Source organism: Rubellimicrobium thermophilum DSM 16684, from assembly GCF_000442315.1.
Classification (GTDB): domain Bacteria; phylum Pseudomonadota; class Alphaproteobacteria; order Rhodobacterales; family Rhodobacteraceae; genus Rubellimicrobium; species Rubellimicrobium thermophilum.
The window spans coordinates 1,320,261-1,343,015 of the sequence record NZ_KE557320.1; the positions used below are offsets into that span (position 1 = coordinate 1,320,261).

17 protein-coding genes and 5 pseudogenes are annotated in these 22,755 nt (G+C 70.9%); 14 read left to right on the forward strand and 8 right to left on the reverse strand.

The window, feature by feature from the left end; genetic code table 11:
• Positions 1-116 precede the first annotated feature (116 nt).
• From RUTHE_RS07395 to RUTHE_RS07400, 3 genes are read left to right on the forward strand one after another with little or no spacing between them, the layout of a single operon-like run.
• The gene (locus RUTHE_RS07395) at positions 117-1,412 is read left to right on the forward strand and encodes a DUF2927 domain-containing protein (protein ID WP_021097724.1); all 1,296 of its coding nucleotides are present in this window, start codon (positions 117-119) and stop codon (positions 1,410-1,412) included.
• Positions 1,409-1,582, forward strand: a complete 174-nt coding sequence (locus tag RUTHE_RS16795) for a hypothetical protein (protein WP_021097725.1) — start codon at positions 1,409-1,411, stop codon at positions 1,580-1,582. Before RUTHE_RS07395 ends, RUTHE_RS16795 begins: the two co-directional genes overlap by 4 nt.
• A 34-nt stretch (positions 1,583-1,616) precedes the next feature.
• Positions 1,617-2,324 (forward strand): M48 family metallopeptidase, encoded by a 708-nt coding sequence (locus RUTHE_RS07400; RefSeq protein ID WP_021097726.1) that lies wholly within the window; start codon positions 1,617-1,619, stop codon positions 2,322-2,324.
• Here RUTHE_RS07400 and RUTHE_RS18240 read toward each other — a convergent pair.
• From RUTHE_RS18240 to RUTHE_RS07410, 3 genes are read right to left on the reverse strand one after another with little or no spacing between them, the layout of a single operon-like run.
• On the reverse strand, positions 2,302-2,481 hold the full coding sequence (locus RUTHE_RS18240; protein WP_342662214.1) for a hypothetical protein: 180 nt from the start codon (positions 2,479-2,481) through the stop codon (positions 2,302-2,304). The genes RUTHE_RS07400 and RUTHE_RS18240 overlap by 23 nt on opposite strands.
• The gene (locus RUTHE_RS18245; RefSeq protein WP_021097728.1) at positions 2,478-2,759 is read right to left on the reverse strand and encodes a DNA polymerase III subunit chi; all 282 of its coding nucleotides are present in this window, start codon (positions 2,757-2,759) and stop codon (positions 2,478-2,480) included. The genes RUTHE_RS18240 and RUTHE_RS18245 overlap by 4 nt, the downstream gene beginning before the upstream one ends.
• A 17-nt stretch (positions 2,760-2,776) precedes the next feature.
• Positions 2,777-4,255, reverse strand: coding sequence for a leucyl aminopeptidase (locus RUTHE_RS07410; protein WP_021097729.1), 1,479 nt, complete (start codon positions 4,253-4,255; stop codon positions 2,777-2,779).
• Positions 4,256-4,384: 129 nt separating this feature from the next.
• Between RUTHE_RS07410 and lptF the strand changes: the two genes are divergently transcribed.
• The 6 genes and pseudogenes from lptF to rsmA all read left to right on the forward strand — a co-directional run bounded on the left by lptF (position 4,385) and on the right by rsmA (position 11,785).
• A complete protein-coding gene (gene lptF / locus RUTHE_RS07415; RefSeq protein WP_021097730.1) occupies positions 4,385-5,545 on the forward strand; it encodes an LPS export ABC transporter permease LptF in 1,161 nt (386 codons plus the stop codon).
• The gene (gene lptG, locus RUTHE_RS07420; RefSeq protein ID WP_021097731.1) at positions 5,542-6,633 is read left to right on the forward strand and encodes an LPS export ABC transporter permease LptG; all 1,092 of its coding nucleotides are present in this window, start codon (positions 5,542-5,544) and stop codon (positions 6,631-6,633) included. The genes lptF and lptG overlap by 4 nt, the downstream gene beginning before the upstream one ends.
• Entirely contained in the window at positions 6,630-8,714 is a 2,085-nt protein-coding gene (locus RUTHE_RS07425) for an LPS-assembly protein LptD (protein ID WP_021097732.1), read from the forward strand. The genes lptG and RUTHE_RS07425 overlap by 4 nt, the downstream gene beginning before the upstream one ends.
• 15 nt (positions 8,715-8,729) lie before the next feature.
• Complete coding sequence (locus RUTHE_RS07430; RefSeq protein ID WP_021097733.1) at positions 8,730-9,953, forward strand: peptidylprolyl isomerase; 1,224 nt, start codon at positions 8,730-8,732, stop codon at positions 9,951-9,953.
• Positions 9,953-10,931 (forward strand): annotated as a pseudogene (gene pdxA, locus RUTHE_RS07435) (4-hydroxythreonine-4-phosphate dehydrogenase PdxA). The gene RUTHE_RS07430 and the pseudogene pdxA overlap by 1 nt, the downstream one beginning before the upstream one ends.
• Positions 10,919-11,785, forward strand: a complete 867-nt coding sequence (gene rsmA / locus RUTHE_RS07440; RefSeq protein WP_021097735.1) for a 16S rRNA (adenine(1518)-N(6)/adenine(1519)-N(6))-dimethyltransferase RsmA — start codon at positions 10,919-10,921, stop codon at positions 11,783-11,785. Before pdxA ends, rsmA begins: the two are co-directional and overlap by 13 nt.
• A 262-nt stretch (positions 11,786-12,047) precedes the next feature.
• Here rsmA and RUTHE_RS07445 read toward each other — a convergent pair whose 3' ends face one another.
• The 5 genes and pseudogenes from RUTHE_RS07445 to RUTHE_RS07465 form a co-directional block, all read right to left on the reverse strand.
• Positions 12,048-12,695 (reverse strand): DUF4167 domain-containing protein, encoded by a 648-nt coding sequence (locus RUTHE_RS07445; RefSeq protein ID WP_021097736.1) that lies wholly within the window; start codon positions 12,693-12,695, stop codon positions 12,048-12,050.
• 249 nt (positions 12,696-12,944) lie between these two features.
• Positions 12,945-13,788: pseudogene (gene prmC, locus RUTHE_RS07450) on the reverse strand (peptide chain release factor N(5)-glutamine methyltransferase).
• Positions 13,785-14,840, reverse strand: a complete 1,056-nt coding sequence (gene prfA / locus RUTHE_RS07455) for a peptide chain release factor 1 (protein ID WP_021097738.1) — start codon at positions 14,838-14,840, stop codon at positions 13,785-13,787. Before prfA ends, prmC begins: the two are co-directional and overlap by 4 nt.
• Positions 14,841-14,889: 49 nt before the next feature.
• Complete coding sequence (locus RUTHE_RS07460) at positions 14,890-15,129, reverse strand: hypothetical protein (protein ID WP_021097739.1); 240 nt, start codon at positions 15,127-15,129, stop codon at positions 14,890-14,892.
• Between the two features lie 26 nt (positions 15,130-15,155).
• Positions 15,156-17,926 (reverse strand): annotated as a pseudogene (locus tag RUTHE_RS07465) ([protein-PII] uridylyltransferase family protein).
• Positions 17,927-18,120: 194 nt separating this feature from the next.
• On the opposite strand from RUTHE_RS07465, the gene RUTHE_RS07470 reads away from it, so the two are divergent.
• The 5 genes and pseudogenes from RUTHE_RS07470 (at position 18,121) to RUTHE_RS07490 (ending at position 22,717) form a co-directional block, all read left to right on the forward strand.
• On the forward strand, positions 18,121-18,627 hold the full coding sequence (locus RUTHE_RS07470; RefSeq protein WP_021097742.1) for a DUF2852 domain-containing protein: 507 nt from the start codon (positions 18,121-18,123) through the stop codon (positions 18,625-18,627).
• A gap of 106 nt (positions 18,628-18,733) precedes the next feature.
• On the forward strand, positions 18,734-19,186 hold the full coding sequence (locus tag RUTHE_RS07475; protein ID WP_021097743.1) for an RDD family protein: 453 nt from the start codon (positions 18,734-18,736) through the stop codon (positions 19,184-19,186).
• A 100-nt stretch (positions 19,187-19,286) separates the two neighbouring features.
• Positions 19,287-20,112, forward strand: a pseudogene (locus RUTHE_RS07480) (arginyltransferase).
• Between the two features lie 160 nt (positions 20,113-20,272).
• Positions 20,273-20,884 carry a TRAP transporter small permease subunit gene (locus RUTHE_RS07485; RefSeq protein WP_021097746.1) on the forward strand — a complete coding sequence of 204 codons (612 nt, stop codon included), beginning with the start codon at positions 20,273-20,275 and terminating at the stop codon, positions 20,882-20,884.
• Positions 20,881-22,717 (forward strand): annotated as a pseudogene (locus tag RUTHE_RS07490) (TRAP transporter large permease). The gene RUTHE_RS07485 and the pseudogene RUTHE_RS07490 overlap by 4 nt, the downstream one beginning before the upstream one ends.
• The last annotated feature ends 38 nt before the right edge of the window (positions 22,718-22,755 follow it).

Below are 22,755 nucleotides of genomic sequence, written 5' to 3' on the forward strand. Positions count from 1 at the left end.
CGCGTCTTCGCCCCATTCAGGCCGGAGATTCGCGCCGGCATCACGCGACGCACAGGCAGGCCCATGCCGGACGGCACGACCATGAGGCAAGGCCGCCCCCCGAACGGCCCGCAGCGATGAGCCCGCTCCGGCTGCTTCTGGCGGCCCTGTTGCTGGGCGCCCTTGCGCCCGATCCGGCCGTGCCCCCCGCAACCCGCGCCCTGCCGGAGAGCACCGGGCTTTCGCTGATGCACCGGCCGGGGCCGGGCCGCGCCGATCCCCCCCTGCGCCCCAATGCCGAGATGGTCGGGGATATCCTCGATCTCGCCTTCGCACTCGAGAGCGGGCGCCCGCTTTCCCGCCTCGGCCGCTTCGAGGGGCCGGTCCGCCTGACCGTGGCCGGCCCCGCCCCCCCCAGCCTGATGCCGGATCTGGACGCCCTGCTGAGGCGGTTGCGCGTGGAGGCCGGCCTCGATGTGGCCCTGGCCGGAACCGGAGCGGACGGACCGGAAGCGGCCATCGTCATCGAGGCCGTGCCGAAGGCGTCGCTCGCCCTGGCGGCCCCGCAGGCCGCCTGCTTCGTCGTGCCGAATGCGACCTCCTTCGCCGAGTTCCTGCGCCTGCGCGGCAGTCCCCTGCTCGACTGGGAAGGCATCACGACGCGGCGGCGCGCGGCGGTCTTCGTCCCCGCGGATGCCGCGCCGCAGGAGATCCGCGACTGCCTGCACGAGGAGCTGGCCCAGGCCCTCGGCCCCCTGAACGACCTGTCCCGCCTGCCCGATTCGGTCTTCAACGACGACAACATGCATTCGACACTGACCGGCTTTGACATGCTGGTGCTGCGGGTCATCCATGCGCTGCCCGTGGGGATCACCCGGCAGGAGGCCGCCGCACGCCTGCCGGATCTCCTGGCGCGCCTCAACCCGCAGGGCGAGCAGGACGGGCGGCCCGACGCCGGCCGCACTGCCATGGCCCGCCCGGATGACGACATCGACCGGCGCGAGGGCCTCGCGCATTATGCGCTGGGGCGCAGCCGGGCCGCCCGGGACCCTGCCGCGGCGCAGGCGGCCTTTGCCGCGGCGCGCGAACATTTCCGGCGATCGCCCCTGACGGCGATCCATCGCGCCCATGCGGAGATGCAGCTGGCAGCCTATGCCCTGGCCGCCGGCGATCCGGACCGCGTCCTGTTCCTGACCGGCGAGGCGATCCCGACAGCCGAGGCGCATGGCAATGCGGCGCTTCTGGCGACGCTGCTCCTGCTGCGGGCGGAGGCACTCGAGGCCATGGGCCGGGGCGAGGAAGCCGCCGCGCTGAGACTGGACGGCCTTGCCTGGGCGCGCTACGGGTTCGGCCGCGGGGAGGCGGTCGACGCCCGCCTGCGCGAGGTGCAGGCCCTCAATCCCTGGCGAATGGCACGGAGCATGGCCGGATGATCTTTCCCCTTGTCGGCATCGTCTTCGGAGCCCTCTACGGGGCGCTGGCCGCGCGCCGCCGCGGCGGCAAGGTCCCGGACCTGCTGCAATGGGCCGCCGTCTGGGCGATCATCATGGGGCTGGCCGGCCTGTTCCTGTCGATTCTGCTCCAGCGTCTCGTGATGGCTTGAGCTCCATCGCCACCGTCCCCATATCGGGGGCGTCATGCTCAAGCTCCTGCCCTTCCTGCTGATGATCGCGGCAGCGGTGATCCATGCGCGGCTGGCTGCACGGCGCACGGCGCGCGAACTCGACGAGCGGTCGGCCGAGCTGCTGGAGCCCTCGCTGCGCCCGGCCCTCGCGCGGCTCGCGGCGGCGCTCGATCTGGGGGCGATCCGGGTTCATCTCTATGACGTGCCCATGGTCAATGCGCTTGCGCTTCATGACGGGCGGATCTTCGTCACCCGCGGCTTCCTGGATCGCTATCGCGCCGGCCAGGTGACGGCCGAGGAGCTGACAGCGGCGATCGCCCATGAGATCGGCCATGTCGCGCTGGGCCACACGCGGCGCCGGCTGATCGACTTCACGGGGCAGAATGCGGCGGCCATGGGGCTGGGCATGGTGCTCGGCCGCATCATCCCTGGCCTCGGCCCCCTGCTGGCGCAATGGCTCATGGGGCTGGTGGCGGCGGGTCTGTCCCGGAAGGCGGAATACGAGGCCGACGAATACGCCGCTGCCCTTCTGATGAAGGCCGGCTATGGTGCGGGGCCGCTCAAGTCGCTGCTGCGCAAGCTGGGCGCCCTGTCGGGCCTGCGCGGGGCGCAGCCGCCGGCCTGGCTGCTGACCCATCCGAAGACCGAGGCCCGCATCGCCGCCATCGAGGCGCATGAGGCGCGCTGGCTCGGGTCCGTCAGCGGGGGCTCTGCGCCCTGAGCGTCCAGCCGGCGTTGGCGCGTTCGAAATAGCGCGCGGGAAGACCCGCAGACGCGAGAGAGCGCCACAGGCGCCGCGCCGCGCCAAGGGCCGCCTCGTCACCGCCATCGAACAGGATGCAGACGCGATGGGCGGCCCTCACCTCGTCCAGCGTCACGGGCGCGCCGTCCAGCGCCACGAGACAGTCCCGGCCCCCGTCCCGCTGCCCCAGGTCAGCAGGACGGGCTGGCGGGCATCATGCTCTCCCCCCATCAGGCCGTGGGGACGGAAATCCTCTCCCGGGCCCCAGAGCCGCAGATCGATCCGCTCCATCCGGGCCCGATCGGGGCCCCGCAGCTCCACGCGCCAGCCCTGGGCCAGCACACGATCGAGAAGCTGGGGCAGAACCGTCTCCGGCGCGGCACCCATGAGCTGATAGAACACCGCCTCGGCCATGGACGGGCAGATCCCGGTCAGCCGCGGGTTTCGAAGCGGTCACGCACAAGGCGGTCGAGCGTCATCACCCCCCAGCCGGTCGCCCCCTTGGGCGCAAGGGCCGTCTCCTGCTTCAGCCGCGTCACCCCGGCGATGTCGAGATGGCACCAGGGCATGCCGTCCTGCACGAAGCGCCGCAGGAACTGGGCCGCGGTGATCGCCCCCCCTTCGCGGCCGCCGACATTCTTCATGTCGGCCAGGTCGCTCTTGAGGAGGGCATCATAGGCCTCGCCCATCGGCATCCGCCAGGCGCCCTCTCCCTCCTCCTGCGCGGCGCGCAGCAGCGCCCCGGCCAGATCGTCGTCATTCGAGAAGACGCCCGCATTCTCATGCCCGAGCGCGACGATGATCGCCCCCGTGAGCGTGGCGAGGTTGACGATCGCCCGCGGCCGATACCGGTCCTGTGCATGCCACAGCAGATCGGCCAGCACGAGGCGTCCTTCGGCATCGGTATTGATGATTTCCACCGTGTCGCCCTTCATCGACCGGACGACATCGCCGGGCCGGGTGGCAGAGCCGGAGGGCATGTTCTCCACAAGACCGACAAGACCCACGACATTCGCCTTCGCGCGGCGGCGCGCCAGCGTGTGCATCACCCCCGCCACGACCGCGGCGCCGCCCATGTCCATCGTCATCTCCTCCATGCCCGCTGCGGGCTTCATGGAGATGCCGCCGGTGTCGAACACCACCCCCTTGCCGACAAGGGCAAGGGGCGGCTCCTCCCCCCCGCCCTGCCAGCGCAGGACGACGGCCCGGGACGGGCTGTCGGACCCCTGCCCCACGGCCAGCAGCAACCGCATCCCGAGACGGGCCAGATCCTCCTCCCCGAGCACCTCCACCTCGAGGCCGAGGCTGCGCATCCCTTCCAGGCGGCGGGCGAATTCGGTCGTGGTGAGGATGTTGGCGGGTTCGTTCACGAGATCGCGGGCCAGGAAGACCCCTTCGGCCAGGGCGGCAAGGCTTTCGAGCCGCACCGCCACCCCTTCGGGATCGCGGCAGAGGATCGTCACCGGACCGGCCGCCGGCCGGGGGGACGGCGCGGTCCTGTGCTCGGCAAAGTCATAGGCCCGCAGGATCAGCCCCAGCGCCATGTCCTCGGCCAGGGGCAGGGATCCGGCAGCCACCGTCAGCGGCCCTTCGCCCCGCAGCTTGGCGATCGCCGCACCGGCGGCCCGGGCTTCCTTGCGCGAGGGGCGGCGCGGCAGCTTGACCACAATCAGGCCCTCGGCGGCAAGACCGGCCGGAAAGGCCAGATGCATCGCCTCGCCGGGCTTCAGCTTCGCCCAGCCGGACGAGGCCAGGAGGCGCCCCAGCACCTGACGGACCGCCCGCGGCAGGCCGCGCGCGCCGTCCTGAAGCCGCCCCTCCGGTTCCGCGAAGATCGCGATGCGTCCCTCCGCCCCGGCCAGGGAAAGGGAATCAAGGGGCTGGAAAGCGGGGCGGAGCGGCTCGGTCATGGCGGAAGTCCTGCGGTTGTTCGGCGATGTCCGGCCGTTCCTAGCCGGTCCCCCCCTTGCCCGCCAGATCGCGGTTCAACCCGGCCGCGATCCGCGCTACCCCTTGCCAGGGGCGGAGCGGGGGCACGCTTGGGACGGATCGACCGTTACATCCTGTCGCAACTCTTGATCGTGTTCGGGTTCGCGGCGCTTGTGCTGGTGATGATCTACTGGATCAACCGGGCCGTGATGCTGTTCGACAGTCTCATCGCGGACGGGCAGACGGCCTGGGTGTTCCTCGAATTCACGGCGCTGTCGCTGCCGGCCATCGTCAAGCTGGTCCTGCCTCTTGCGGCCTATGTCGCGGTGTTGATCACCGTCAACCGTCTGGCCGGGGATTCGGAACTGACCGTGATGCGGGCCAGCGGCATGTCGCCCTGGCGCCTGGCCCGGCCCGTCCTCGCCTTCGGCCTTCTGGTCGGGGTGACGGTGGGGATCCTGGCCCATCGGCTGGAGCCGGCCGCCGCGCAGCGCCTTGCCTCGCGCGAGGCGGAGATCGCCGAGACAGCCACGGCCCGCCTGCTGCGCGAGGGCGAATTCGCCTCGGCCGCCGATGGCGTGACGATCTATGTCGCCGAGGTCACGGCGCAGGGCGAATTCCGGGGCCTGCTTCTCGAAGATCGCCGCAACGCCGCACAACCGACCACCTATACCGCCGCCGAAGCGTATCTGGTGCGTGTCCCTTCGGGGCCGCAGCTTGTCATGGTGGACGGGCAGATCCAGCGTCTGGATGCGTCCGGTCGCCTGCTCGTGACGACCTTCGACGATCTTGCCTATGATCTGGCCCCGCTTCTGGGCGGGGGTGAGAGCGGGCGGCGCGACCTGCGTTCCCTGCCCACGGTCGCCCTGCTGTTCCCGGATGCCGAAACGCTCCGCAGCACGCAGGCCGATGCAGCACGTCTGCGGATCGAGGCGCTGGAGCGGTTCGCCGAAACGGCCCTGCCGCCGGTTGCCGTGCTGATCGCGCTGGCCGCCATGCTGCAGGGAGAATTCAGCCGCCTCGGGCTGTGGCCGCAGATCGCCCTGGCCGTCGCCCTGGCCGTCGCCGTGAAGGCCGTCGAGGCCTCGATGGTGCAGGCGGCACGGGCCGATCCGGCAGCGCATTGGCCACTGGTCTTCGTGCCGACGGCAGGAGGGCTGGCCGTGGCCGCCGGCCTTCTGTGGCAGGCGACAGTGCCGCGACGGCAGCGCGGCCGCCGGACCCGGAAGAGCCGCCCGCCCCGAGGCGACACCGGGGGGGCCGCGGCATGATCCTCGACCGCTATCTTGCCCGGCGCTTCGCCCGCAGCCTCGGGCTGACGATGCTGGCCTTCTTCCTGATCCTGTCGCTGATCGACCTTGTCGAGCAGATCCGGCGGCATTCGCGCGAGGCGGATGGCCTGGGGCCGATCCTCCAGCTGACGCTGCTCAATGTCCCGCGCGGCCTCTACGAGATCCTGCCCCTGATCACGATCCTGGCAGGGGTGGCGCTGTTCCTGGGGCTCGGGCGCTCCTCGGAGCTGATCGTCGTCCGGGCCGCCGGCCGTTCGGCGCTGCGCGCCCTCCTCGGCCCCGTTGCGGTCACGCTCGTCTTCGGTCTGATCGCCATCGCCGTGCTGAACCCGATCGTTGCGGCCACCACCGCCGAATACGAAGCCCGCGAACGCCGGATCGAAGGGCGCGACCCGGTCCTCGCCCTCGCAGAGGGGGGGGTCTGGCTCCGTCAGGGCGGAGAGGCGGGGCCGACCGTGATCCGCGCCGCCACCGCCAGTGCGGACGGCACGCGGCTTGGCGGGGTCACCTTCCTGTCCCTCGATCCCGCAGGCCGCCCGGTGGAGCGGATCGAGGCGCGGGATGCCCGGCTCGAGACCGGGCACTGGATCCTGTCCGACGCGAAGGCCTGGAGGCTTGCTGCCCCGAACCCGGAGGCCGACGCAACGACCCATGCGGTGCTGGAACGCCCCGCCACGCTGACCGCCGGCGAGATCCGCGACAGTCTGGGCGAGCCGTCGCAGATCTCGATCTGGGAGCTGCCGCGCTTCATCGAGAGGCTGGAGGCGGCGGGATTCACGACGCGCCGGCATGTCGTCTATCTGCAGATGGAGATGGCCCTGCCCTTCTTCCTGGTCGCCATGATCTTGCTGGCGGCGACTTTCACGATGCAGCCGCAGCGGGGACGGCGGATGGGGACGCTGGTCCTCGCCGCCGTGCTGACCGGCTTTGCGGCGCAGATGCTGCGCAACTTTGCGCAGGTTCTGGGCGAGACCGGACAGGTGCCGCCTGCCCTGGCCGCCTGGGCCCCGCCCATCGCCGCGATCCTGTGCGCCCTCGGTGTCCTGCTGCATCTGGAGGAAGGATGAGGCGTCTTCTCGCCACGCTCTTCGGCCTGCTCCTGCTGGCTGCGGCAGCCCGGGCGCAACAGGCATCGCTGATGGCCGACCGGCTGTTCATCGATGCCGAAGGCCGGCTCGTGGCGCAGGGGAATGTCCAGGCCTTCCACGAAGGCACGATCCTTTCTGCGGCCGTCATCGCCTATGACCCGGCGACCGACCGTCTGACCATCGAGGGACCGATCCTCATCCGCGATCCCTCCGGCGCGATCCTGACGGCCGAGCGGGCCGAACTCGATCCCCGGCTCGAGGACGGACTGCTGCGCGGGGCGCGGCTGGTCCTGAGCCGCCAGCTCCAGATCGCTGCCAACCGGATCGACCGGCTGGGCGGACTCACGGCGATGACGGGGGCCGCCGCCAGTTCCTGCCAGGTCTGCCCCGGACGCCGACCCCTGTGGGAGATCACCGCAACCCGCGTCGTCCATGACGAGGCCGCAGGGCTGCTGCATTTCGACGATGCGACCTTCCTCATCCGCGGCGTCCCCATCCTGTGGCTGCCGCGCCTGCGTCTGCCGGATCCGGAAAATCCGCGGGCTGCGGGCCTCCTGATGCCCTCGCTGCGCACCACGGACCGGCTCGGCCCCGGCCTGCGCATGCCTCTCTTCATTCCGCTTGGTCCGTCGCGGGATATCACCCTCACCCCCTATCTGGCACCGGCCACCCGCACGCTCGAGGCGCGCTACCGTCAGGCTTTCCTCGCCGGCGATCTGACGCTGCGCGGGGCCGTCACCGCGGACGATCTGGACGTGGAAGAGACGCGGGGGTTCCTCCAGGCCGAGGGGGAATTCCGGCCGGGCGCGGGGGTGACGCTGTCCTTCGACCTCACCACCGTCAGCGACGAGGCCTATCTGATCGACTATGGCTGGTCGGATGCCGACAGGCTGGCCTCCTCCCTGCGGATCGAGCGGGCGACCGGCCCGGCACTGCTGACCGGAGAGCTGAGCTTCATCCGCTCCTTCCGGGAGGGAGAGACGACCGGTTCCCTGCCACCGGTGCTGGGCCATCTCGAAGACAGCCGACGCTGGACGCTGGGTGGCGGCTTCCTGACCGCCGGGATCGGCGCGGACGGCCATCTGCGGACGGCCGAGGGCACGACAGAGAGCGCACGCGACGGGCTGCGCCTCGGCGCCTTCGCGGACTGGCGCGCCGGGCGTATCTTCGGTCCCGGCCTGCTGATCGAGGGACAGGCCCGGATCGACCTGGATGTCTGGCGCATCGCGGACGACCCCGCCCATCCCGATCCGATCCTGCGGACCGCGCCGGCGGGGGCGGTGACGCTGCGCCTTCCGCTGGCGCGGCACGCGGGCAGCATCTCGGATCTGCTGCAACCCATCCTGTCCTTCGGCGCAACCGGCGCCTGGGGAGACGATCCCCCGGACGAGGATTCGCGTCTGGCCGGACTGGACGGCGGGAACCTTCATGCGCTGCGCCGGCTGCCCGGCGAGGACCGCCTGGAGGAAGGCGCCCGCCTGTCCTATGGCCTGGCCTGGACGCGCGAAGCGGGAGGCTATGCCGCAACGGCCGTGATCGGACGCATCCTCCGCGATCTGCCGCTGTCCGCCTCGGACGCCTCGGGCCTGTCAGGCGTGACATCCGCTACCCTGGCCGAGGCCCGACTGGACCTGGCCGACGGCTTTGCCCTGACCGCACGCAGCCTTCTGGAGGACTGGAACTTCGGCAAGAGCGAGGCCCGGATCGACTGGGCCGGCAACAGGGTGACCCTGTCGGCCGCCTATGTCCATCTGCCCGCCGATGCGGACGAAGACCGGACCGACGCCGCCGCCGAATGGACCATCGACGGGGAATGGCGCCCCTCGGACCGCTGGGCGTTGCGCGCGGGGGGGCGCTATGACCTCGTGGCCGAGGCCCCCGCCCGCGCCAGTGCCGGCATCGTCTGGCGCAACGAATGCGTCGAGGTGGACCTTTCCGCGACGCGCCGCTACACCGAATCGAGCAGTCAGGGGCCGTCAACGGATTTCGGGGTGGCGGTGAATCTGCTCGGTTTCCGGGCCGGGGCACCGGGCGCAAGGGCCGGCACCTGCCGGAACTGAGGAGGAAGGACGGGCATGGTCAGGGGTCTCGGGCGCATCCTCGGCGGCATGGTCTGTGCAGCCGTCATGCTGGCGGGCCAGATGCTGCCGGCGCAGGATTTCTCTCCCGTCATCGTCGTCAACGACCGTGCGGTGACAGGCTGGGAACTGGACCAGAGGGAGCGCCTGCTGCGCTTCTTCGGCACGCCGGGGGATCTGCCCACCCTCGCACGCCGGCAGCTTGTGGACGATCGCCTGAGACAGCAGGAACTCGAACGGGCCGGAGTCTCTCTGACCGAAGAGGGGCGGGCCCGGGCGATCGAGGACTTTGCCGCCCGCGCCGGGCTGAGCGCGGAAGAGCTCTTCGCCGAACTGGCCCGCAGCGGCATCGACCGCCGGACACTGACGGATTATGTCGAGATCAGCACGCTCTGGCGCGACTATATCCGCGCCCGCTACGGCAGTCGCATCGACCCCGCCTCGGAGGAGGAGATCGACCGACGCCTCGCGCAGGAGCAGGTCCGGCAGGCCGGGATCGAGGTCCTGCTGTCCGAGATCATCATCCCGGCCCCGCCCGAACAGGCCGCCGCCGTGCAGGCCGTCGCCGAGGAGATCGCGCGCACCCCATCCATCGCCGCCTTCGAGGCCGCCGCACGCCAGTATTCCGCCGTCCCCTCGCGAGAGAGGGGAGGGCGGCTGGACTGGGTGCCGCTGTCCAACTACCCCCCTGCCCTCCAGGGCCTGCTGCTCTCGCTGGCGCCGGGCGAGGTGACGCCGCCGCTGACCCTGACGGGGGCAGTCGCGCTGCTCCAGCTCCGCGACATCCGCGAGGGGACCGTCCCCGAAGCGCAACCGGACTCGCTCGATTACGCGATCCTGCGGATCCCCGGCGGGCTGACCGCTCCCGCCCTCGCCCGGGCGGCACGGATCGATGCCGAAGCGGACCGCTGCGACGATCTCTATGGCTATCGCCTTCCGGCAGACCAGCTCCTGCGCCTGGAGCAGACGCCGTCGGAGATCCCTCAGGACATCGCCCTGGCGCTGGCCGCGCTCGACCCCGGCGAGGCCAGCTGGGGCCTGACGGCCGACGGGGGGCAGACCCTGCTCTTCGTCATGCTCTGCGCCCGCCATTTCCCGCTGCCCGAAGGCGTGCCCGACCGCGACACGGTGGCCGGCGCGATCCGGGGCGAGCGGCTTCAGCAATATGCCGATGCGCTGCTGGCCGAGCTGCGTGCCGCCGCCACCATCGTGGGAGAGTGATGACCGCGCTTCCGATCGCCGTCTCCTGCGGGGAGCCGGCCGGCATCGGACCGGAGGTGGCCGCCAAGGCCTGGGCCGCGACGCGCCTGCCCGTCCTGTGGATCGGGGACCCCCGCCATCTGCCGCCCGGCACGCCCTGGGCAGAGGCCGCCCCGGAGGAGGCAGCCCGCATCGCCCCGCGGGCGCTGCCTGTCCTGCGCCGCGACTTCGGCCCGCCGGCCCGGCCCGGCTGTCCCGATCCGGCCCATGCCCCCCATGTGATCGCGGCGATCGAAGAGGGGGTGGCGCTGCTGCGCGCAGGCCGGGCCTCCGCTCTTTGCACCGCACCCATCGCCAAGGCGGCACTGGCGCGGGGGGCAGGCTTCGCCTTTCCCGGCCATACCGAGTTCCTGGCCCATCTTGCCGGGGGGGCCGAGGTGGCGATGATGATCGCCTCGCCCCTGCTGCGCGTGGTGCCGGCGACGATCCATGTTCCCCCTGGCCGATGTGCCGCGCCTGATCACCGCCGGGCGGCTGACCCGCCTCCTGCGCCTTGTCCATGCGGCGCTGCGCGAGGACTGGGGGCTGGAGGCGCCGCGGATCGCCGTGGCCGGGCTCAACCCGCATGCCGGCGAGGACGGACGCATGGGGCGCGAGGAGATCGAGATCATCGCCCCCGCGATCGAGGCCCTGCGCGCCGAGGGGCTGGATCTTGCCGGGCCGCTTCCGGCCGACACGATGTTCCATCCCGAGGCACGGGCGGGCTATGACCTGGCCGTCTGCATGTATCACGATCAGGCCCTGATCCCGGCCAAGACGCTCGACTTTGCGGGCGGGGTCAATGTCACGCTGGGGCTGCCCTTCCTGCGCACTTCGCCCGATCACGGGACGGCCTTCGGCCTGGCGGGCCGGGGCGTGGCAGACCCCTCCTCGATGATCGCGGCGCTGCGGCTGGCCGCCGATCTGGCCCGGCGGAGGGGCGTTCCGTGGCGACGCTAGACGGACTGCCGCCCTTGCGGGAGGTGATCGCCGAACATGGGCTTTCGGCGCGCAAGGCCCTGGGGCAGAACTTCATCCTCGACCTCAACCTGACGGCGCGGATCGCCCGGGCGGCCGGCGATCTGACGGGGACGGATGTCCTCGAGATCGGCCCCGGACCGGGGGGGCTGACGCGCGGGCTGCTGCTGGAAGGGGCGCGCCATGTCGTGGCGGTGGAGAAGGACGCGCGCTGCCTGCCTGCCCTGGCCCGGATCGCCGAACGCTATCCGGGGCGGCTGACCGTGGTGCAGGGCGATGCGCTGGAGATCGATCCTGCGGCCCATCTGACCCCGCCGGTGCGGATCGTGGCGAACCTGCCCTACAATGTCGGAACCGAACTCCTGATCCGCTGGCTCACGCCCTCCCTGTGGCCGCCCTTCTGGAGCACGCTGACGCTCATGTTCCAGAAGGAAGTGGCCCATCGGATCGTGGCCAGGCCCGGCGATGAGGCCTATGGCCGCCTGGCGATCCTCGCGCAGTGGCGGACCGCACCGCGCATCGTGCTCGAGCTGCCGCCCCAGGCCTTCGTGCCGCCGCCCAAGGTCTCGTCTGCGGTGGTCCATCTGGAGGCGCTGCCCCGACCGCGCTTTCCCGCCCGTGCCGCGACGCTGGAGAGGGTCACGGCCGCCGCCTTCGGCCAGCGACGCAAGATGCTGCGATCGAGCCTCAGAGGCCTGTCGCCGGACATCGAGGCCCATCTGGCCGCGGCCGGCATCCCGCCGACCGAGCGGGCCGAGCAGGTGGGGCTCGAAGCCTTCTGTGCCCTGGCCCGCAGCCTCGACGGCGAGGCGGCGGACCAGGAACGGGATCGATAGGCCGAAGGATGCGCGGGCCGCTCAGCCGGCCGCGTCCGGCTTCGCCTCGTCCCGGGATGCGCGGGGCTTGCGCGGGCGGCGGCCGCGGCTGCTGCGCTCTCCGCCCTCGGACGGGGCCGAAGGCGCCGCCTCCTCCCCTGCGGGGGCCGATGCCGCCTTGGGCATGCGCGGACGGCGCGGACGGCGCGCCGGGGCCTGCGGCGCTGCGGAGCCCTCCTGCTCTGCCGTCCCGGCTGCAGCGTCGTCATCGGCAGGGGATGGGTCAGGGGGATTCGGCAGGCCCGGCGGCGGGGGCCTTGTCGGAGATTGCATCCTCCTCCTGCGGCGTCCCGGCCGGGGCCGCCGAGGGCGGGATCATGTCGTCCTCGGGCTCGGCCACGAGGACGGGAAACAACGGCTCGCGCAAAAAGCCGGGACCGGAGGGCTGCATCTCCTCGGACTGGCGGGGGCGCCGATCCGCGCGATCGCGGGCGAATCCGCCATCGCGGCGATCCTCGCGGGGCTGCTCGCGGGGCTGCTCGCGCGGGTCACGGCCTTCGCGCATCTCGCGCATCTCGCGCTCGGCCTGCTGGCGTTCGCGGCTCTGCTCGAACTGGCGCTCGCGCTCGGCCTGACGTTCGCGGTGGAGCTGTTCCTGCTCCTCGCGGGCGCGTTCCACCTCGCGCATCGCCTCGGCCAGCATGCGCGTGTAATGCTCTGCGTGCTGGGCGAAATTCTCGGCCCCCACCCGGTCCCCCGCGAGCTGGGCATCGCGATGGAGCTGGACGTATTTCTCGATGATCTGCTGGGGCGTGCCGCGCACCTTCCCCTCGGGGCCGGAGCTTTCGAAGACCCGGTTGATGATGTTGCCGCCCGAAGGACGGTTCTGGCGGTTCTGCTTGTTGCGCTGCCGCTGCTTGGAGGATCGCATGTCCGCTTCCGAAGGGGAATGTGTCGTCTGCGCCGGGATCGCCCGGCCCGCCCACCTGCCGGACCGCAGGGGGCCGGAGGAGCCCCGAAGGTCGGTCTGGGGTGCAGGGCGATTTGCGGACGGTCCCTGCCGATCACCGGGGAAGCACCCCGGCGCCGTTCCCGTCCGTCGGGGGTCTCTAAGCACGCATGCAGGCCCTTCGCAAGGCCAAAAGGACGCCCGGGCCTGCAGAAGGGCGTTTCCGGCCCGTCACGCGGCACGAAAGACGCAGACCCGCGCCCGTCCGTGCAGATCCGGCCGCGTTCCCAGCGGCGTCAGACCTGCCGCCTGTCCGATCGCGAGGACGGCGGGCGCCTGCCCTGCCCCCACCTCGACAGCGACACGGCCGCCGGACCGCAGATGCGGCCTTGCTCCACCAAGGACTGCCCGATAGGCGGCAAGGCCGTCCCCCCCGTCGGTCAGGGCCAGATGCGGCTCCCAGTCACGGACTTCGGGCTCGAGGCGATCCAGCTCGGCCGCGGGAATGTAGGGGGGGTTGGACAGGATCAGGTCGAACTCTCCCGAGACGGCCTCGTACCAGTCCGAAAGGAGCAGATCCGCCCGCTCCGCGACGCCATGCCGGGCCGCGTTCTGCCCCGCAACCGCCAACGCCGCGGGCGAAAGGTCGATCCCGATGCCGGTCGCCTCCGGACATTCGGCCAGCAGCGTGACAAGCAGACAGCCCGTCCCCGTCCCCAGATCGAGCAGGCGCGCAAAGGGCTCTTCCAGCGCACAGGCGACAAGCGTCTCGGTCTCGGGGCCGGGGGTCGAGCGTGTCGCGCGTGACGCGGAAGGAGCGGCCCCAGAACAGCCTCTCGCCCAGGATCTGGGACACGGGCTCGCGCCGGATACGTCGGGCCAGCAAGGCACCGAAGGCCGCCGACTGCGCGGGAGACATCCCCTCGGCCAGGCGGATCGTCAGACGGCCCGGCTCCACGCCCAGAGCATGGGCAAGCAGCCGCCGGGCATCGGCCGCCGCATCGGGGATGCCGGCCTCGCGCAGGGCCTGCACGCCCTGCGCAAGGATCCCTGCGGCTGTCGGCGCCTGCCTCATCCCTCCATCCGGGCCAGCGCCGCCGCCTGCGCATCCGCCACCAGCGCGTCGATCACCTCGTCGAGGTCGCCCTCGAGGATCGCGTCCAGACGGTAGAGCGTCAGACCGATGCGATGATCGGTCAGCCGCCCCTGCGGCACGTTGTAGGTGCGGATGCGTTCGGAGCGGTCGCCCGTCCCCACCATGGCCCGCCGGTCGGCCGAGCGGGCCCCCTCGATCCGTTCGCGCTCCCTTTCATACAGGCGGGCGCGGAGAACCCGCATGGCAAGATCGCGGTTCTGGTGCTGGGACTTGAGCGAGGAGGTGACGACGATCCCCGTGGGCAGATGGGTGATGCGCACGGCCGATTCGGTCTTGTTCACATGCTGACCGCCGGCCCCCGAGGACCGCATCGTGTCGATGCGCAGATCGGCGGGGTCGATGGCGATGTCCACCTCTTCGGCCTCGGGCAGGACGGCGACCGTGGCGGCACTGGTATGGATGCGGCCCGAGGCCTCGGTCGCGGGCACGCGCTGGATGCGATGCACGCCCGATTCGTATTTGAGGCGTGCGAAGACGCCCTCGCCCTCCACGCGGGCGACCAGTTCCTTCAGGCCGCCCAGATCGGTGGGCTGTTCCTCGATCACCTCCCAGCTCCAGCCGCGGCGTTCGGCATAGCGGGCATACATCCGCGCCAGATCGGCGGCGAAGAGGGCGGCCTCCTCTCCGCCGGTGCCCGGGCGGATCTCGATCATCGCGGGGCGGGCATCGGCGGCGTCCTTCGGCAGAAGCTCGAGCCGCAGCCGCTGCTCCGCCTCGGCAAGCCTGTCGCGCAGGGCGGGCAGCTCCTCCTCGGCCAGGGGGCGCATCTCGGGATCGGCAAGCATGGCCTCGGCATCCGCGATCTCGGCCTTCAGGGCGCGCCAGGCCTCTGCCGCCTGCACGACAGGGCGCAGCGCCGACCATTCGCGCGAGGTCGCGGCCAGTTCGGCGGGGGGTTGCGGCTGCTGCAGCCTTTCCTCGAGAAAGGCAAAGCGGGCGGCAATCTCGTTCAGGCGGTCCTCGGGGATCATGGGCGGGGCCTGTCGCCGCTCGGGCAGCCGGGGTCAAGGGCCGGCGGCATCACGGCTCTGCCGGCCGGATCCGGGCATTGCGGCCGCCCCGCCGGCGTGCCCCGTCCGGCGGGGTCAGCGCCGCCTCCAGGACAGCGGTCATCGGATGGCCCGGCGTGCCATACCGTTCGAGCAGGACCCGGGCCGAGAGGGCCGGATCGGCCCCCGCAGGCAGCGACAGCGCCCAGTCGAGAAAGATCGACCGGCACTCGCCCTCGGTGATGCCGGGGATGCGATAGGCCTCTCGCACCAGGTTCTTGGGATCGTGGGAATCGCTCAGGGCATGGCCTCCAGCCGTGTCGAGATGATCGCCTCCGCATCGGCTGCCGCAGCGGCAAGCCGTCGTTCCAGGTCTTCGAGGGTCTCGGCGCCGGTCTCGCGCAGCAGGAACCGGCGCCCTCCCTCTCCGACCGCGGCCGGATCGAGACGCCCTTCGGTGAGCAACCGCCCCGCCGACTGCAGCCGCCAGAAGAGATCGGCCGCCGCGGTGAGGCGCTGGGCCTCGGAGGGGCCGATCAGTCCTGCGGCAAGGCCGTCCCCGATCTGCGCCGCCGTCCCGCGCCGGGGAGATCCCGCCAGCAGGGCCAGAGTCTGGGCGAACAGCTCGATGTCCCGCAGGCGCCCCGGACCGGCCTTGGCATCCCAGGGGCCGTCCCCCCCCTGATGGGCGGCCAGACGGGCGCGCATCTCGGCGACATCGGGGGGGATGCGCGGATCGCCGCGCCGGCCGGCGACCAGATCGGTCCGGAAGCGCTCCACCCGATCGGCGAGCCTCTGCCAGTCGCCCGCGCCGGCGACGACCCGCGCCCGGGTCAGCGCCAGATGTTCCCAGGTCCAGGCCTCGGTTCTCTGATAGCTTTCGAAGGAAGCCCAGGAGGTGGCGACCGGCCCCTGCCGCCCCGAGGGGCGCAGCCGCATGTCCGCGGCATAGAGCCGCCCATCCGCCATCGGTGCCGACAAGGCGGTCAGCAGGGCCTGCGTCAGGCGTGCGAAATAGGCCCGCGGCGCAAGGGGGGCGGGTCCGTCGGACTGCTCTCCCCCGGCCTCGTAGATCATGATGAGATCGAGATCGGAGGCCGCATTGAGCCGTCCGGCGCCGAGCGACCCCATGCCGAGCACGACCGCGCCCCATCCCGGACCGCTGCCATGGCGGCGTGCGAATTCCGCAGTCACGGCGGGGAACAGCCGGTCCAGCACGGCACCGGCCAGATCGGCATAGTGCTGCCCCGCCTCTGCGGCATCGATGAGCCCCTGCAGGTGATGGACGCCGATGCGGAACCACCATTCCCTGGCCCAGCGCCGTGCCGCGTTCAGCTGCGCCTCGTAATCCGCGGCCTCGGCCATGGCAGCCCCCAACGACTCGGCCAGGCGTTGCTGCCCCGGCCAGGGCGCGAAGAAATCCCCCCCGATCACGGCATCGAGCACGCCCGCATTGCGCGACAGATAGCGGGCCAGGGCGGGCGAGGTGGCGGCAATCTCCACCATCAGCCGCAGCAGATCGGGGTTGGCCTCGAACAGCGAGAAGAGCTGGACGCCCGCCGGCAGCCCCGAGAGGAAGGCATCGAAGCTGGTCAGCGCCTCGTCGGGGCGGGCGGCCTCGCGCAGGCGGCGCAGGATCTCGGGCCGCAGGCGCCGGAAGATGCCGACCGCCCGCTGCGACCGCAGCGCCGGATAGTCCGGCCAGCGCGCCGTCACCTCGCGGCCCCAGTCGTCCTCCTCGGCGGGGGGCGATGCCGGGGCGAGAAGCCCTCTGTCAGGTCATGGACCTCCTCGAGACGCTCCTGCAGGTCGCGCCGCAGGGCGTCCTCCTCCTCTCCCATGAGGCCGCAGAGCCGACCCCATCCCTCGGCTGTGGAGGGAAGCCTGTGGGTCTGCTGGTCGGCGATCATCTGGAGGCGATGTTCCACCTCGCGCAGGCGGACATAATGGGCATCGAGGCGCCCGGCCGCGTCCTGCGGCACCCATCCGGCCGCGACGAGGGCCGCCAGGGCTTCGCGCGTGCCGCGCAGCCGCAGCGAGGGATCGCGTCCCCCGGCGATCAGCTGGCGGGTCTGGACGAAGAACTCGATTTCCCGGATGCCCCCGCGCCCGAGCTTCAGATCGTGGCCATCGAGAACGACCGGCCCGTGATAGCCCTTGTGATCGCGGATGCGCAGACGGATGTCATGGGCATCCTGGATCGCCGCGAAGTCGAGATGGCGGCGCCAGACGAAGGGCCGCAGGACGGCAAGAAAGCGCTCTGCCGCGGGCCGGTCGCCCGCGCAGGGCCGGGCCTTGATGTAGGCGGCGCGCTCCCAGGTCCGGCCGACACTCTCGTAATAGCTTTCCGCGGCCCCCATCGGCAGGCAGACCGGGGTGACGGCCGCATCCGGCCGCAGCCGCAGATCGACGCGGAAGACATAGCCGTCCGCCGTCCGGTCCTGAAGCAGGGCCGTCATCGCCCGGGCGACACGCACGAACCCGGCCCGTGCCGCAGCAAGGTCGCCGGGCTCGAAGCGCGTCTCATCGAAGAGAAGCACAAGGTCGATGTCGCTCGAATAGTTGAGCTCGCAGGCGCCCATCTTGCCCATGGCAAGGGCGACCATCCCGCCGGCCTCGGCCCCGTCCACGGGTGGCAGGCGCCCGCGGGCGGTCTCGGCCTCCACGAAGCTCCGCATCGTCCGGTCCACCGCCAGATCGGCCAGTTGCGTCAGCGCCCCCGTGACGGCCTCGAGCGGCCAGGCCCCGGCAAGGTCCATCAGCGCCACGAGCAGCGACAGACGCCGCTTCGCCTGCCGCAGCACGGGGCCGAGCCGGTCCGGCGGGGCCTCGCGCACCGCATGCAGGAGCACCTCGAGCGCTCCGCCCGGCGCATCGAGCGCCGCGACCGCCCAGCCCCCTTCCCCCTCCAGCAGCCCGGCCAGATGGGGGCTGGAGCCCGCCGCCCCCCTGATCAGGGCGGCCCGGTCGGGGTCGAGCCCCCCGAACCGCGCAGCGATCTCCTCCCCGCGTCGGGGGTCCTGCGCATGGGGCATGCGGCTGGGGCGAAAGGGCGGAAGGCGGGTCATGTCGGGCGCGACCATGCGGAGCGGGACAGGCGAAGGTCAACGGCCTCTTCCTGCGACGGCAGGGGACGGGGCGGCGATTTCCGATCGCCATGTGAATGTTTTTTACATCACCCCTTGAAGGGGGCCGTTCCGGTCCCGATATGCGCGATGTGAAATCAATTCACATTCCCACTGGCCCCAAGGAGGCATCGCCGATGACAACCGCCGACCTGCATGCCCCCGCCGAATACCGGCGGGATTTCGCCGGACCCGTCTGGTTCCTGCGGATCGTGGACTGGCTCGACGAGCGCGGGAAATGGGCTTGGCTGGCCGCCATGGTGGCCGGCTTCGTCCTCTTCTGGCCGATCGGCCTCGCCATCCTCGCCTACATGATCTGGAGCAAGCGCATGTTCTCTTCCCGCCACGCCCTCGCCCCTGACGGCTCCCGCGGGCTGCGCTGCGGCCGCCGCCATGCCCGCAGCGAAGCCTGGGCCCATGCCCGCACCGCGCTGCGCCCCTCGGGCAATGCCGCCTTCGATGCCTACAAGGCTGAAACGCTGCGCCGCCTCGAGGAGGAACAGCGGGCCTTCGAGGAGTTCCTGAGCCGCCTGCGCGAGGCGCGCGACAAGGCCGAGTTCGACCAGTTCATGGAAGAGCGTGCCCGCCGTGCCCGCGAAGCCCGGGACATCCGTCCCGCCGACGAGGGCTCCCAGGACGCCTGAGCCGGTTGCCGGAGGCCGCGCGGCCTCCCAGATACCCGATATCCGCACAGGTTCCTGCGCTCCGCCCGGACGGCGGGGCGCCTCCGTCCTGCCGAGGGAGGATGCCATGATGGCTGGCACAAGACCGCTCATCGGCCTGCCCGATCCGGTGCGGGAGCCGGCCTTCTATCGCGGCGTGACGGTCAAGCGCGGCCTCGCCTGGCTGGTGGATGCCGCGATCACCTTTCTTCTGTGTCTTCTGGCCCTGCCCTTCACCGCCTTCACGGCCCTGTTCTGGTGGCCGCTTCTGTGGATGATGGTGGGATTCCTCTATCGCTGGGCGACGCTGTCATCGGGCTCGGCCACCTGGGGAATGCGGCTGATGGCCATCACGATCCGCGACCGACACGGGGCCCCGCTCGATCCCCTGCAGGCCTTTCTCCACACCTTCGGCTATACGGTCTCGGTCCTCGTCTTTCCGCTCCAGCTCCTTTCCGTGGCGCTGATGGTGGCGCTCGGACGCGGGCAGGGCCTGACGGACCTGCTTCTGGGCACGGCAGCCATCAATCGCCCGGCCTGACGGACGGCCCGCGGCCCGAACGAAGCGAACGACTCTTGGCGGTCGGGGGGACGCGCGCTAGCATCGCCTGCGTTCGCCTTCCCTTCCCTGCCGATGGCCGATGCGACACACGCTTCCCCTTGCGCCGCAGTTCTATGTGACGGCCCCCCAGCCCTGCCCCTATCTCGAGGGGCGGATGGAGCGCAAGCTGTTCACGGCCCTTCAGGGCGAAGGGGCGGAACGGCTCAACAACGCGCTGTCCAAGCAAGGCTTCCGTCGCAGCCAGAACGTCCTCTACCGCCCCTCCTGCGCCGACTGTCAGGCCTGCTATTCCGCACGCATCCGGGTGGCGGATTTCGTGCCCTCCCGGTCGCAGGCGCGGGTGCTGCGCCGCAATGCCCGTCTGCGTCGCCGTCCCACCTCGCCCTGGGCGACCGAGGAACAGTTCGCGCTGTTCCGCCGCTATCTCGACGGGCGCCATGCAACCGGCGGCATGGCCGACATGGACATCTTCGAATTCGCCGCCATGGTGGAGGAGACGCCGGTCCGTTCGCGCCTTGTGGAATACCGCGACGCCCCCGCCCGAAGGCCGTCTCCGCGCGGTCTGCCTGACCGACATCCTCGATGACGGCCTGTCGATGGTCTATTCCTTCTTCGAACCGGAGCTGAGCCGGGATTCACTCGGCACCTATGTGATCCTCGATCATGTGCGGATCGCCGCCGAGATGCACCTGCCCTATGTCTATCTCGGCTACTGGGTGCCCGGCAGCGCAAAGATGGGCTACAAGGCCCGCTTCGGGGCCCTTGAGGTCTACAGCCGGGGACAGTGGCTGCCCCTGCGCAACCCGGCCGATTACGGTGCCGATGTGCATCCCCTTTCGGTGGATCCGATCGCCGAGCAGGTGGCCAACATCCAGCTTCCCGACATGCGCGATCAGCGCGGCTGAGGCTTGCGCGCCGCGCATCGACCCCCCCTGCGCCGCTTCCCCGGCCCCCTGACCTTGCGGCAGACGGGACCTGGACGGTTGACGCATCCTCCCCCGGCGCAGAGGAATCGGAACAACAGCACGCGCCGATCGAACCGGGCGCGCGACGACGGGAGGTGTCATGACTGCACTGCTCGCCCTGTCGCGGGGCATCGACTGGCTCAACGAGCGGATCGGGCGATCCGCGATCTGGCTGATCCTGGCTGCCATCCTCATCAGCGCGGTCAATGCCGTGGTCCGCAAGCTCCTCAATACCTCCTCGAACGCCTGGCTCGAGGTGCAGTGGTATCTCTACGGCGGGGCCTTCATGCTCGCGGCGGCCTATACGCTCAAGCACAACGAGCATGTGCGCATCGATATCTTCTATGCCTCGCGATCCCGGCGCACACAGCACTGGATCGACCTCTTCGGGCATGTCCTGTTCCTCATGCCCTTCGTGGCGATCATGGTCTGGATGCTGGTGCCCTATGCGCTCCAGGCCTGGCGGAGCGGGCAGGTCTCGACCAATGCGGGCGGTCTGGTGATCTGGCCGGCGCGCTTCATCCTGGTCGCCGGGTTCGTGCTGCTGCTGATCCAGGGCATCTCCGAGATCATCAAGAAGATCGCGGTGATCCGCGGCCTGATCCCCGATCCCGCCCCCTTCCTGTCGCAGCATGCCGCGGCCGTGCGCGATGCGGCCGCGGCGGTCGAAGCCGACCGGGACGAGTCCGGCCAGAAGGACGCCGCCCGATGATCGAACTCCTCGCGATGGAGCTGGCTCCGATCATGTCCGTGAGCCTGATCCTGTTCCTGATCCTCGGCTATCCGGCGGCCTTCGCGCTGGCGGCCAACGGCCTTCTGTTCTTTGCCATCGGGGTCTGGCTGGCCCCCTATTCCAACGGCACCATCACCCTCGACTGGCCGCTGCTCTACACGATGCCCCAGCGATTGTGGGGTGTGCTGTCGAACGAGACGCTGCTGGCCATCCCCTTCTTCACCTTCATGGGGCTGATCCTCGAACGCTCGGGCATGGCCGAGGATCTGCTCGATACGGTGGGCCAGCTCTTCGGGCCGATCCGGGGCGGGTGCCTTTGCGGTGATCCTGGTGGGGGCGCTGCTGGCCGCCACCACGGGCGTCGTCGCCGCCAGCGTGATCGCGATGGGGCTGATCTCCCTGCCGGTGATGCTGCGCTACGGCTATGACCGCCGGATCGCGACCGGGGTCATCTCGGCTTCGGGGACGCTGGCCCAGATCATCCCCCCCAGCCTCGTGCTGATCGTCCTCGCCGACCAGCTCGGCCGCTCGGTGGGGGACATGTATCGCGGCGCCCTGGTGCCGGGGCTGATCCTGACCGGTCTCTATATCGGCTATGTCGCGGCCATTGCCATCTTCCGTCCCTCGGCCCTTCCCCCCCTGCCCCCCGAGGCGCGGACCCTGGGCTCGGGCGTGACATCGCTTCTGGTGGCCATCGCCGCCGGAACGGGCATCGCCTGGGCCGCCCGTCTGTGGCTCTTCGACGGTCAGGGCAGCAATGGCACCATCCTCGGGGCGACGCTGGGCGCCCTGGCGGTCTATCTCTATGCGCTTGCCGACCGCCATCTGCGGCTCGACACCCTGTCGCGGCTTGCACAGCAGGTCATCATGGTGCTGATGCCGCCGCTGGCGCTGATCTTCCTCGTGCTCGGGACGATCTTCCTCGGCATCGCCACCCCGACCGAGGGTGGCGCGATGGGGGCCGTCGGCGCACTCGTACTCGCTGCGGCCAAGGGGCGCCTCGGGATGGCGATGATGACCTCGGCCCTGCTTGCCACCACGCGGCTGTCTTCCTTCGTGATGTTCATCCTGATCGGGGCGCGGGTCTTCTCGCTCACCTTCTATGGGGTGAACGGCCATGTCTGGGTCGAGCATCTGCTGACCGCCGTGCCGGGAGGGGAACTGGGCTTTCTCGTCGTCGTCAACGCGATCATCTTTGTCCTCGGTTTCTTCATCGACTTCTTCGAGATCGCCTTCATCATCGTGCCGCTGCTGACCGCGCCGGCCCAGACGCTCGGGATCGACCTGATCTGGCTGGGCGTCATCATCGGGGTGAACCTGCAGGCCTCCTTCCTCACCCCGCCCTTCGGCTTTGCGCTCTTCTACCTGCGTTCGGTCGCCGCGCGCGTACCCTATGTGGACCGCATTACCGGCCGGCGGATCGAGGCCATCCGCACGATCGACATCTATCGCGGCGCCGTGGCCTTCATCGCCGTGCAGACCCTGATGATCGTGCTGGTGGTCGCAATGCCGGGGATGGTGCTGCATTATCGCGGCCCGCAGGTGGACCCGGCCAGCGTGACCATCACCCTTCCCCCTCCCGGGAGCCTCGGTGCACCCGCGATCGGCACGCCCCAGTTCGGTGCACCCGCGATCGGCACGCCCCAGTTCGGGGCACCGGGCGCGGGAGGCACGACCGGAAACGCGACGGGAGGCGCGCCGGGGGTCCCCGCGGTGGGACAACCGAACTTCGGCGCGCCGGCCGCACCGGCACCCGCTTCGCCCCCGCCGGTCGGCCAGCCGAACTTCGGAACACAAACGACATCGCCCTGACCGACGGATCCCCGCCATGACAGCGGGGACGGGGACAT